The organism is Acinetobacter sp. YH01006, assembly GCF_013420445.1.
Lineage (GTDB): Bacteria > Pseudomonadota > Gammaproteobacteria > Pseudomonadales > Moraxellaceae > Acinetobacter > Acinetobacter pseudolwoffii.
Genome location: NZ_VOYB01000017.1, coordinates 44,972 through 55,391 on the forward strand (window position 1 = coordinate 44,972; position 10,420 = coordinate 55,391).

At 44.6% G+C, this 10,420-nt stretch carries 13 protein-coding genes and 1 pseudogene; 10 read left to right on the top strand and 4 right to left on the bottom strand.

Annotated elements, in window-relative coordinates:
• Position 1: 1 nt before the first annotated feature.
• On the bottom strand, positions 2 to 784 hold the full coding sequence (znuC, locus tag FTT73_RS12815) for a zinc ABC transporter ATP-binding protein ZnuC (RefSeq protein ID WP_005173813.1): 783 nt from the start codon (positions 782 to 784) through the stop codon (positions 2 to 4).
• A complete protein-coding gene (locus tag FTT73_RS12820) occupies positions 766 to 1,263 on the bottom strand; it encodes a transcriptional repressor (protein ID WP_005173814.1) in 498 nt (165 codons plus the stop codon). The genes znuC and FTT73_RS12820 overlap by 19 nt, the downstream gene beginning before the upstream one ends.
• A 146-nt stretch (positions 1,264 to 1,409) precedes the next feature.
• Here FTT73_RS12820 and FTT73_RS12825 point away from each other — a divergent pair, with 146 nt between their 5' ends.
• The 10 genes from FTT73_RS12825 (at position 1,410) to FTT73_RS12870 (ending at position 9,604) form a co-directional block, all read left to right on the top strand.
• Entirely contained in the window at positions 1,410 to 2,246 is an 837-nt protein-coding gene (locus FTT73_RS12825; RefSeq protein ID WP_100329707.1) for a metal ABC transporter solute-binding protein, Zn/Mn family, read from the top strand.
• A gap of 174 nt (positions 2,247 to 2,420) precedes the next feature.
• On the top strand, positions 2,421 to 2,813 hold the full coding sequence (locus FTT73_RS12830) for an ATP synthase subunit I (RefSeq protein ID WP_180191535.1): 393 nt from the start codon (positions 2,421 to 2,423) through the stop codon (positions 2,811 to 2,813).
• 110 nt (positions 2,814 to 2,923) lie between these two features.
• Positions 2,924 to 3,799: a F0F1 ATP synthase subunit A gene (gene atpB, locus FTT73_RS12835; protein WP_005094552.1), complete on the top strand. Its 876-nt coding sequence runs from the start codon at positions 2,924 to 2,926 to the stop codon at positions 3,797 to 3,799.
• Between the two features lie 85 nt (positions 3,800 to 3,884).
• Positions 3,885 to 4,130 carry a F0F1 ATP synthase subunit C gene (gene atpE / locus FTT73_RS12840; protein WP_000424060.1) on the top strand — a complete coding sequence of 82 codons (246 nt, stop codon included), beginning with the start codon at positions 3,885 to 3,887 and terminating at the stop codon, positions 4,128 to 4,130.
• Between the two features lie 39 nt (positions 4,131 to 4,169).
• Positions 4,170 to 4,640, top strand: a complete 471-nt coding sequence (locus FTT73_RS12845) for a F0F1 ATP synthase subunit B (RefSeq protein WP_005173825.1) — start codon at positions 4,170 to 4,172, stop codon at positions 4,638 to 4,640.
• A 12-nt stretch (positions 4,641 to 4,652) separates the two neighbouring features.
• Entirely contained in the window at positions 4,653 to 5,189 is a 537-nt protein-coding gene (locus tag FTT73_RS12850) for a F0F1 ATP synthase subunit delta (RefSeq protein ID WP_005173826.1), read from the top strand.
• Between the two features lie 43 nt (positions 5,190 to 5,232).
• Entirely contained in the window at positions 5,233 to 6,777 is a 1,545-nt protein-coding gene (gene atpA, locus FTT73_RS12855; RefSeq protein WP_180191536.1) for a F0F1 ATP synthase subunit alpha, read from the top strand.
• A gap of 89 nt (positions 6,778 to 6,866) precedes the next feature.
• Positions 6,867 to 7,736, top strand: coding sequence for a F0F1 ATP synthase subunit gamma (gene atpG / locus FTT73_RS12860; protein WP_005105137.1), 870 nt, complete (start codon positions 6,867 to 6,869; stop codon positions 7,734 to 7,736).
• A 26-nt stretch (positions 7,737 to 7,762) separates the two neighbouring features.
• Positions 7,763 to 9,157 (top strand): F0F1 ATP synthase subunit beta, encoded by a 1,395-nt coding sequence (atpD, locus tag FTT73_RS12865; protein WP_148334829.1) that lies wholly within the window; start codon positions 7,763 to 7,765, stop codon positions 9,155 to 9,157.
• A 27-nt stretch (positions 9,158 to 9,184) separates the two neighbouring features.
• On the top strand, positions 9,185 to 9,604 hold the full coding sequence (locus FTT73_RS12870) for a F0F1 ATP synthase subunit epsilon (RefSeq protein ID WP_180191537.1): 420 nt from the start codon (positions 9,185 to 9,187) through the stop codon (positions 9,602 to 9,604).
• 44 nt (positions 9,605 to 9,648) lie between these two features.
• On the opposite strand, the pseudogene FTT73_RS12875 reads toward FTT73_RS12870, so the two are convergent.
• Both FTT73_RS12875 and FTT73_RS12880 read right to left on the bottom strand, forming a co-directional pair.
• Positions 9,649 to 10,053 (bottom strand): annotated as a pseudogene (locus FTT73_RS12875) (ATP-binding protein); the annotation flags it as partial.
• Between the two features lie 9 nt (positions 10,054 to 10,062).
• The coding region (locus FTT73_RS12880) for a transposase (RefSeq protein WP_180191538.1) at positions 10,063 to 10,420 on the bottom strand (358 nt) is incomplete at its 5' end.

The following is a 10,420-nucleotide window of genomic DNA, read 5'->3' on the forward strand; positions in this document are numbered from 1 at the left end:
TTTAAGCTTCCGGCTCGGGGTGAATATGAGGGCGCGTATCATGCTGACACGGCGTAGCAGAATCGCCATGCGCACAATGATCATGATGATGCTGATAAAACACCCGATTGGTGCCAAAGATTGCCTGATATTCCGGATGCTGCTGTACGCTTTCTGGCAGGCCACTGCAACAGATATGCTTGTTCAAGCACACCACCCGAGTCGTACCTTGCATCACCCATTGCAGGTCATGTGACACCATTAATACGGCACAGCCATATTTTTCCGGCAAGTTACGCACATATTCATACAGTTCAGCTTCGGATTGAATGTCCAGACCTTGCATCGGTTCATCCAGCACCAGAATATCCGGCTGGCGTAATAAGGCCCGTGCCAAGAGCACCCGCTGACGCTCACCGCCTGAGAGTTGCTGAACTTTGGAATCTTGCAGTTTACTAATGCCAGTATCGCGAATAATTTCAGTTTTGATTTTGGATGGACATTTTTCCAGCGCCAGTAAATCTTTGACCCGCAGCGGCAAGCTATGCGATGGATTGAATTTTTGCGGCACATAAGAGAATTTCAGTTTACGTGCAGTTTTGATCTCACCGGATTGCGGTTTCAAGATGCCGAGCATGACTTTAATTAAAGTCGACTTGCCTGCACCATTCGGGCCAATCAGCGTGACAATCTCTTTTTCTTGCAATGAAAAATCAATGGCTTTTAAAATATCACGCTCATCAATCTTGACCCAGATCTGGGAGAGCTGAATCAGGGGGGAGGCACTTAAGCTTTGTTGCGACACTGCTGACAGATTCCTGAAATTTCAATAATGCTGTGATGTGCGCTAAAGTCATCCGAGCTTGCAAGTGCATCAAGTTGGTCAAGCAGACCTTGCGCTGATGCTTCTGTCACCGCTTTACATTCGGTACAGATTAAAAAAGCCGCCTGATGCCCTTCACGTGGATGGCAACAAGGAATATAGGCATTGATCGAGGTCAGGCGGTGAATCAGCCCTTTACCCAATAAAAAATCCAGAGTTCGGTATACCGTAGGTGGCGCCGCAGGACGGTCACTGGCATTTTTCATTTGTGCCAGTAAATCATAAGCCCCCATCGGGCCAGTCGCATTTAAAATGAGTTCCAGCACTTCTTTACGCAAAGGGGTAAGGCGTGCGCCTGTTGCTGCACAAAGACTTTCCGCTTCAGCAAGACGTTGTGCGACATTGGGATGGTCGTGTACGCCGTGCAATGCGTTGTGGTGTTCGTGCGAACAAGAACCCATAGTTCACCTCAAGTGCGAAACTGAAAATTAATAGATTTCAAATCTTAACATGAAGCGTTCAGAGTTTCGATTGGGCATAGGTATTTTTGTATTTTTGTTATATTATAACACTCACTAATTTTCTCGTTTTTAAGTGATTTCTACTCATGTTCCGTCTCCTTGCAATGGGTCTTTTGGCTTTGTTCAGTACACTCAGTTGGTCACAAAGTCTGGTGGTCTCGACTCAGCCGATCTATCTGATTGCCAAGAAAATTACTCAGGGCGTGGAACAGCCGACTTTATTACTGGCCAATCAGAGCGGACATGATGTCAGTCTGACCCCGGCACATCGTAAAATCATTCAGGATGCCGGTCTGGTGATCTGGTTGGGTCAGGCGCATGAGGCACCGCTGGCCAAAGTGCTGAATGACAGTCATAAAGGTATCGCTATTTTAGAGTCCGGTATTTTGACCACATTGCCGATGCGTAACCCGCGTGGTGAGGCCTTAAAAAATACGGTAGATACGCATGTCTGGCTCGATCCGAATAATGCCGTAAGGATTGGTTTCTTTATTGCGGCGCTGCGTTCGCAACAATTGCCGGAGAACCGTGAACTGTACTGGAAAAATGCACGCGACTTTGCGCAAAGCATGTTTGCGACGGCCCAGCGTTATAGTTCCAGCACTAAAGCCAAAGCTTACTGGTCGTATCATGATGCCTATCAATATCTGGAACGTCCCTTGAATCTGAAATTCATGGGCGCACTGACCGATGATCCACATGTCTCGCCAACTGTGGCACAAATCAAGTTCTTACAGGATCATCGTCCACAGCCTAAAATGTGCCTTCTGGCCGAAGGGCATGCCAGTGAAAATCAGTACCGAAAACTGAAACCGGTGGTGTTTCAGCATGTCGATGAAAGCATGAGCGGGGCAGGGGACTTTGTGCAAGCCTGGCAGCAATTAGCAGCAGAAACCCAGAAGTGCGTATTAAATGCACGCTAATGATTTAAAAAATAGACAGATTTTGATTAGTTTAACAGCATTGCCCCGATTTAAAAAAACACGACTAAGGTCGGGAAAAGATTGCATGTTCAGGGGTGTAACTCTATAATGCCTGCGATTAAAAATAATCACCTGTTAAACTTGTCAAGCATGATTGCTGTGAGTGAATAAATAATGAGCCGAACTAGTCGCTTGATTGACCGACGATTAGCGAAAGCTTTGGTCCTCCTGCAAGCCTGTATGATCCCTGTTTCAGCCTTGATCGGCTGGGTCGTGAAAGACTCAACCGCAGCCTTGAGTGCAGCATTAGGTGCGCTCGTTTGTTGGCTCGCGACTTGTTATTTTTCGTGGCAATCGTTTCGAGCAGCAGGAGCCCGCGCGTCTAAACAAGTTCTTTCGAACATGTATAAAGGCTTAATGGGAAAGTTTGCAATTGTGATTGTTGGTTTCATTTTAATTTTAAGCAATGTCGAACCGTTGTCAGCGGTGGCGTTGTTTTGTGGTTTTATACTTGTTCAAGCCATGTCGTGGGCCGCTCCGTTTTGGGCGTCACGTCTACAAAAATGAGTATAGACACAACAAGAAATTGAAAAGTTTTTCAGGAGCAGGCGAGATATCAAGCAGCACGCGATATTCGTTTGTTCTATTAGTTTTTTGACATTGACCAGGTGTGATTTATGGCTGCTGAAGAACATGCCCTTACTTCGACCGAGTATATCAAGCATCACTTGACCAACATGACCTATGGCAAAATGCCAGATGGTACATGGAAATTGGCCGAGAGCGGTGCTGAAGCTCAACAGATGGGGTTCACTGCTATTCACTTGGATTCAATGGGTTGGTCTATCGGACTGGGTCTGATTTTCTGTTTGTTATTCTGGTTGGTTGCGAAAGCGGCTAATGCTGGTGTTCCTACCAAGTTCCAGTCTGCAATTGAAATGATTATCGAGTTTGTAGATTCAAGTGTACGTGATACCTTCCACGGGAAGTCTCGATTAATTGCACCCTTAGCTTTAACCATTTTCGTGTGGATTTTCCTCATGAACTTGATGGATTTGATCCCTGTTGACTTTATTCCTTATGTAGCTCAACACGCGATTGCTTCTATGCTGGGTGTAGACCCTCATCAGGTTTACTTTAAAATTGTTCCGACTACAGATCCAAACGTTACCCTCGGTATGTCTATTTCTGTATTCTTCTTGATCATTTTCTATAGTATTCGTGAGAAAGGTGTTGGCGGCTTCGTTGGTGAGTTAGCACTTAACCCATTTAACCCAAGTAACCCAGTTGCTAAAGTGCTTTTGATTCCATTCAACTTATTGTTGGAATTGACCACTTTCTTGGCGCGACCAGTTTCATTGGCTCTACGACTGTTCGGTAACATGTATGCGGGTGAGTTAATCTTCATTCTTATCGCGTTATTACCGTTCTGGATCCAGTGGGCGTTGTCTGTGCCTTGGGCGATTTTCCACATTTTGATTATTACGCTACAAGCATTCATTTTCATGATGTTGACTATCGTGTACATGAGTATGGCAAGCGAAAAGCATTAATGGTATTGCCTAACTGTCAACGGATGGTTGGGCACACAATTTTTTAACTTAATTTGGTATAAAACCTAACCTCTGAGGAATTATCATGGAACTCACTTTAGGTCTAGTTGCAATTGCATCTGCTATCTTGATCGCTTTCGGTGCTTTAGGTACTGCGATTGGTTTTGGTCTTCTAGGCGGCCGTTTCCTTGAAGCTGTTGCTCGTCAACCAGAATTGGCTCCGCAACTTCAAACTCGTATGTTCTTAATCGCAGGTCTTCTTGATGCTGTGCCTATGATCGGTGTTGGTATTGGCTTGTTCTTCATCTTCGCTAATCCATTTGTAGGTTAATCAGCTTAATTCCGAAATTCACTATTTGAGGAATTTGCAATGAATATCAACCTCACATTGTTTGGCCAAGCGATTGCGTTTGCGATTTTTGTCGCGTTCTGCATGAAGTTTGTATGGCCACCACTAATCAATGCGATTAGTGAACGTCAGCGTCGTATCGCTGATGGCTTAAATGCTGCTGAAAAAGCGAAAGCTGACCTTGCAGATGCGCAAGCACAAGTGAAAGCTGAACTGGACACGGCAAAAGCACAAGCGGCTCAATTGATCGAACAAGCGAACCGTCGTGCAGCACAGTTGGTAGAAGAAGCGCGTACTCAAGCATCTGCTGAAGGTGAGCGTATTCGTCAACAAGCGAAAGAAGCTGTTGATACCGAAATCAATTCTGCTCGCGAAGAATTGCGTCAACAAGTGGCTGCTCTTGCAGTGACTGGTGCTGAGAAAATTCTTAGCCAGCAAGTTGATGCAGAAGCTCACAATGCCATGCTGACTCAGCTGGCTGCTAAACTTTAAGAGAGGCAGATTATGGCTGAACTCTTGACGTTAGCACGCCCTTATGCAAAAGCAGCATTTGCTTACGCTTCTGAGCAGGGTGCAACTGACTCTTGGTCAACTGCACTTGAATTGCTCAGTGCTGCGGTGCAAGACGAAGCATTTTCAGCTTATCTAAATCGCCCGGAGCTTACACCTGCTGAGCAGGTGTCTCTTTTTGCCAAAGTTTTAGGTGAAGACCAAACTGCAGCAGTGTCTAACTTCCTGACATTGCTTGCTGAAAACAACCGTTTGACGCTTCTTCCTGAAATTGCTGCAGAATATGAACAGCTCAAATCACAGAATAACAATACTGTGGATGTTGTGATTGAATCAGCATTCCCATTAACTTCTGTTCAGGAACAATTACTGACGCATGCATTAGAGAAGAAATTCGAAGCTGCAGTAAGTGTTTCTGTAGAAGTGAAACCAGAGCTTATTGCTGGTGTAGTTATTCGTGCAGGCGACCAAGTGATAGATGATTCTGCGCTTAACAAGCTTGAGAAAATGCGTACTCGTCTTCTTGCTTAAGAAATAAGAAGACTGAACTTTAAAAAGATTGAGGTATAGCGCAATGCAACAACTGAATCCATCCGAGATCAGTGCGCTCATTAAACAGCGTATCGGCGATCTGGACACCAGCGCAACCGCTAAGAACGAAGGGACCATTGTTATGGTTTCCGACGGTATTGTGCGTATTCACGGCCTTGCTGATGCAATGTACGGTGAAATGATCGAATTCGACGGCGGCCTTTATGGTATGGCACTGAACCTAGAACAGGATTCAGTGGGCGTCGTTGTTTTAGGTAACTACTTAAGCCTTCAAGAAGGTCAAAAAGCGCGTTGCACAGGTCGTGTATTAGAAGTTCCGGTTGGTCCAGAACTTTTAGGCCGTGTAGTCGATGCTTTGGGTAACCCGATTGATGGTAAAGGCCCAATTGATGCAAAATTATCTGATGCTGTTGAAAAAGTAGCACCAGGCGTAATTTGGCGTCAATCAGTGGATCAACCTGTACAAACTGGTTATAAATCAGTAGATACAATGATCCCTGTAGGCCGTGGTCAACGTGAGTTGATCATTGGTGACCGTCAAACTGGTAAAACAGCAATGGCGATCGACGCGATCATCGCGCAGAAAAACTCTGGCATTAAATGTGTATACGTAGCAATCGGTCAAAAACAATCGACCATCGCTAACGTGGTACGCAAGCTAGAAGAAACTGGCGCTATGGCGTATACAACTGTTGTAGCAGCAGCTGCAGCTGATCCAGCAGCAATGCTGTATCTAGCTCCGTACTCTGGCTGTACAATGGGCGAATACTTCCGTGACCGCGGTGAAGATGCGTTAATCATTTATGATGACTTGTCTAAGCAAGCTGTTGCTTACCGTCAAATTTCATTGCTTTTACGCCGTCCACCAGGTCGTGAAGCGTATCCAGGTGACGTGTTCTATCTACACTCGCGTCTACTTGAACGTGCTTCTCGTGTATCTGCTGACTACGTTGAGAAATTCACTAACGGTGAAGTTAAAGGCCAAACTGGTTCTCTAACTGCATTGCCGATTATTGAAACTCAAGCGGGTGACGTATCTGCATTCGTACCAACCAACGTAATTTCGATTACTGATGGTCAGATCTTCCTTGAAACATCATTATTCAACGCAGGTATTCGTCCTGCTGTGAACGCGGGTATCTCTGTATCTCGTGTTGGTGGTTCAGCGCAAACCAAGATCATCAAGAAATTGTCTGGTGGTATCCGTACTGCTTTGGCGCAATACCGTGAATTGGCAGCATTTGCTCAGTTCGCTTCTGATCTTGACGAAGCAACTCGTAAGCAACTTGAACATGGTCAACGTGTAACTGAATTAATGAAGCAAAAACAATATGCTCCATATTCAATTGCTGACCAGGCTGTTTCAATTTATGCATCTAACGAAGGTTATATGACTGACGTTGAAGTGAAGAAAATCGTAGACTTTGATGCTGCGTTGATTTCTTACTTCCGTTCAGAGCATGCTGCGTTAATGCAACAAATCGATGCCTCTGGTGATTACAACAAAGACATCGAAGCTGCAATCAAAGCAGGTATTGAAAGCTTTAAAGCGACTCAAACTTACTAAGTTCAACCTTAGTTGAATTTAGTGTTGGTTTGGTTCACGGAATCAACCTTCGGAAGCTCGCAAGGGCTTTCGAATACTAGGTTAAGCGTATGGCAAATTTAAAAGAAATTCGCGCCAAAGTAGCTAGTATCAAGAGCACGCAGAAGATTACTCGAGCGATGCAAATGGTAGCAGCTTCTAAGATGCGTCGTGCGCAAGAGCGCATGGCTCAAGGCCGTCCGTATGCCGAAAATATGCACCGTGTAATTGCTCATTTGGTCCAAGCGAATCCTGAATACAAACACCGTTATATGGTTGAACGCCCGGTTAAGCGCGTTGGCTATATCATTGTGTCTTCAGATCGTGGCCTTGCTGGTGGTTTGAACATTAACCTGTTCAAAAAAGTGGTTAAACACGTACAGCAGCAACAAGAGCAGTCAATTGAAGTTCAATTTGCTTTAATTGGTCAAAAAGCGGTTTCGTTTTTTAAAAACTACGGCGGTAAAGTGCTTGGTGCGACCACTCAAGTGGGCGACACTCCAAGTCTTGAGCAGTTATCTGGTTCTGTACAGGTGATGTTGGACGCTTATGATAAAGGCGAGTTAGATCGTATTTATCTGGTGTCAAACGGCTTTGTCAATGCCATGACTCAAAATCAAAAGATCGAACAACTTGTTCCTTTGGCAGCTGCTGAAGAAGACAAGAATCTTAACCGTCAATACGGTTGGGATTATATCTACGAGCCTGAAGCTGAAGAGCTTTTAAATGGCTTGTTGGTTCGCTATATCGAGTCTGTGGTATATCAAGGTGTGATTGAAAACATCGCATGTGAGCAGTCTGCACGTATGGTCGCTATGAAAGCAGCGACAGACAACGCAGGCGAGATCATTAAGAGCCTGCAACTTATTTATAACAAGCTGCGTCAAGCCGCGATTACTCAGGAAATTTCTGAGATCGTTGGTGGTGCCGCTGCCGTTTAACATTATTTTGAATTGAGGAGACAGCAATGAATAGCGGTCGTATCATTCAGATCATCGGCGCGGTTATCGACGTCGAGTTTGAACGCAACAGCGTTCCTAAGATCTATGACGCTCTCCAAGTAGATGGTACTGAAACTACTTTAGAAGTTCAGCAACAGCTTGGTGATGGCGTAGTTCGTACTATTGCAATGGGTTCTACTGAAGGCCTTAAGCGTGGTTTGAACGTAACTAACACTGAAGCGCCGATCTCTGTACCAGTAGGTACAGCGACTCTAGGCCGTATCATGGACGTTCTTGGTCGCCCGATCGACGAAGCTGGTCCTGTTGCGACTGAAGCGCGTTTACCAATTCACCGTCAAGCGCCTTCTTATGCAGAACAAGCGGCTTCTACTGACCTTCTAGAAACTGGTATTAAAGTCATCGACTTACTTTGCCCGTTCGCGAAAGGTGGTAAAGTTGGTCTGTTCGGTGGTGCCGGTGTTGGTAAAACTGTAAACATGATGGAATTGATCAACAACATCGCGAAAGCTCACTCAGGTTTATCTGTGTTTGCTGGTGTTGGTGAGCGTACTCGTGAAGGTAATGACTTCTATCACGAAATGAAAGATTCTAACGTTCTAGACAAAGTAGCAATGGTCTACGGTCAGATGAACGAGCCACCAGGTAACCGTTTACGCGTAGCGTTGACTGGTTTGACTATGGCTGAATATTTCCGTGACGAGAAAGACGAAAACGGTAAAGGCCGTGACGTACTATTGTTCGTAGATAACATCTATCGTTATACACTAGCGGGTACTGAAGTATCAGCACTTCTAGGTCGTATGCCATCTGCAGTAGGTTACCAGCCTACACTTGCAGAAGAGATGGGTGTTCTTCAAGAACGTATTACATCGACTAAGTCTGGTTCTATTACGTCAATCCAGGCGGTATACGTACCTGCCGATGACTTGACAGATCCATCGCCTGCTACAACGTTTGCTCACTTGGACGCAACTGTTGTATTGAGCCGTGACATCGCATCTTCTGGTATTTACCCAGCGATCGATCCACTAGACTCAACTTCACGCCAGTTAGATCCGTTAGTTGTTGGTCAAGAGCATTATGAAATTGCACGTTCTGTACAGAACGTATTGCAACGTTATAAAGAGCTTAAAGACATCATCGCGATTCTTGGTATGGACGAGCTTGCTGAAGAAGATAAACTGGTTGTTTACCGTGCGCGTAAAATCCAGCGTTTCTTCTCTCAACCGTTCCACGTAGCTGAAGTATTTACTGGTGCTCCTGGTAAATTAGTATCTCTTAAAGAAACGATTCGTGGCTTTAAAGGTCTTCTAGCTGGTGAATACGATCACATCCCAGAACAAGCGTTCTATATGGTTGGTGGTATTGACGAAGTTATTGCTAAAGCCGAGAAACTTTAATTAGCTACTCTAATTTAGGAGATTCTCATGGCGACTATGCAATGTGATGTTGTAAGTGTTCAGGAGTCTTTGTACTCAGGCACTATAACTATGCTAATTGCAAAAGGTGCTGGCGGTGAGTTGGGTATTATGCCTGGCCATGCTCCGTTGGTAACTTTGCTCCAACCTGGCGCGATCCGCGTTATTTTGGAAAACGGTACAGAAGAGTTGATCTATGTATCTGGTGGTGTTCTAGAAGTTCAACCGCATGTTGTTACGGTTCTTGCAGATACTGCAGTCCGTGCAGAAAACTTAGATGAAGCAGCTATTGTTGAAGCGCGTAAACACGCTGAACAATTGCTTGCCAATCAAAAGAGCGATTTGGATTCTGCTGCTGCATTGGCTGCTCTTGCAGAAACTGCTGCACAGCTGGAAACGATCCGCAAAATCAAAAACCGCGCTCAATAAGAGACGGTTTGAGATTGAAGAAACCACCCGAAAGGGTGGTTTTTTTATGACCAATTTTTTTGGAAATTTGCACCTTCAGAGTTTGGCTTTATCGTTGGTTTTTTAATATTAATTGTTAGGGGAATAGGAAAATCATTTCCAATGATGACAGCTTCGCCAGGTTGTAAGCTTGGAAGGAAGTCAGAAGCTGCTTTATCAATTTCACCACATGCTCTTTCTACAATCTCACGATCTCGATCGTTTGTGAGACGATGAACAATTAAAGTTCCAAGTTGGCTAAGAACACCTTCCGTAATATCTCGAGGTCTTTGAGTTGCTAAGCAGATATTTAAACCAAATTTTCGACCTTCTTTTGCAATAAGCTCAAAAGCATCAAGTTTTGCTAAGGTATCTTCATTACCAATTGTTTTTCCTATGAAGTTATGTGCTTCATCTAGGAAAATAACTAGGGCGTGTCATCAATTAAGCCAAATGATTGTTGAAGCCAGGTAGATCGCTGATAAGAAGTTTTGAGCCAATTTATCATAGCGTGTGGCAATAGCACGATACTGCTTGAGCTTGGCAAAAAAGTTCTCGATCAGATGTCTTGCCTTGTAGAGATTTCGATCATAATCACGCTGATCAATAGAATTACTTTTCGCTGGCATCACAACTTGACCCTTCGCCTCTAAAATTGGATCAATGACTCGATCCCTGGAGTTGTAGGCTTTATCCATAAGCCAGGTCTGGCTCAACGATAAGTCCAGCAACACATCTGAACCGTTTAAGTCATGGACCTGCCCATCAGTGAGATAAAATCCTGTTGGGTTGCCTAAA

Bases quoted from the DNA above. Each gene is read 5' to 3' on its own strand.
- FTT73_RS12820 (WP_005173814.1), bottom strand. From the start codon at position 1,263: ATGGGTTCTTGTTCGCACGAACACCACAACGCATTGCACGGCGTACAC.
- FTT73_RS12825 (WP_100329707.1), top strand. From the start codon at position 1,410: ATGTTCCGTCTCCTTGCAATGGGTCTTTTGGCTTTGTTCAGTACACTC.
- FTT73_RS12830 (WP_180191535.1), top strand. From the start codon at position 2,421: ATGAGCCGAACTAGTCGCTTGATTGACCGACGATTAGCGAAAGCTTTG.
- atpB (WP_005094552.1), top strand. From the start codon at position 2,924: ATGGCTGCTGAAGAACATGCCCTTACTTCGACCGAGTATATCAAGCAT.
- atpE (WP_000424060.1), top strand. From the start codon at position 3,885: ATGGAACTCACTTTAGGTCTAGTTGCAATTGCATCTGCTATCTTGATC.
- FTT73_RS12845 (WP_005173825.1), top strand. From the start codon at position 4,170: ATGAATATCAACCTCACATTGTTTGGCCAAGCGATTGCGTTTGCGATT.
- FTT73_RS12850 (WP_005173826.1), top strand. From the start codon at position 4,653: ATGGCTGAACTCTTGACGTTAGCACGCCCTTATGCAAAAGCAGCATTT.
- atpA (WP_180191536.1), top strand. From the start codon at position 5,233: ATGCAACAACTGAATCCATCCGAGATCAGTGCGCTCATTAAACAGCGT.
- atpG (WP_005105137.1), top strand. From the start codon at position 6,867: ATGGCAAATTTAAAAGAAATTCGCGCCAAAGTAGCTAGTATCAAGAGC.
- atpD (WP_148334829.1), top strand. From the start codon at position 7,763: ATGAATAGCGGTCGTATCATTCAGATCATCGGCGCGGTTATCGACGTC.
- FTT73_RS12870 (WP_180191537.1), top strand. From the start codon at position 9,185: ATGGCGACTATGCAATGTGATGTTGTAAGTGTTCAGGAGTCTTTGTAC.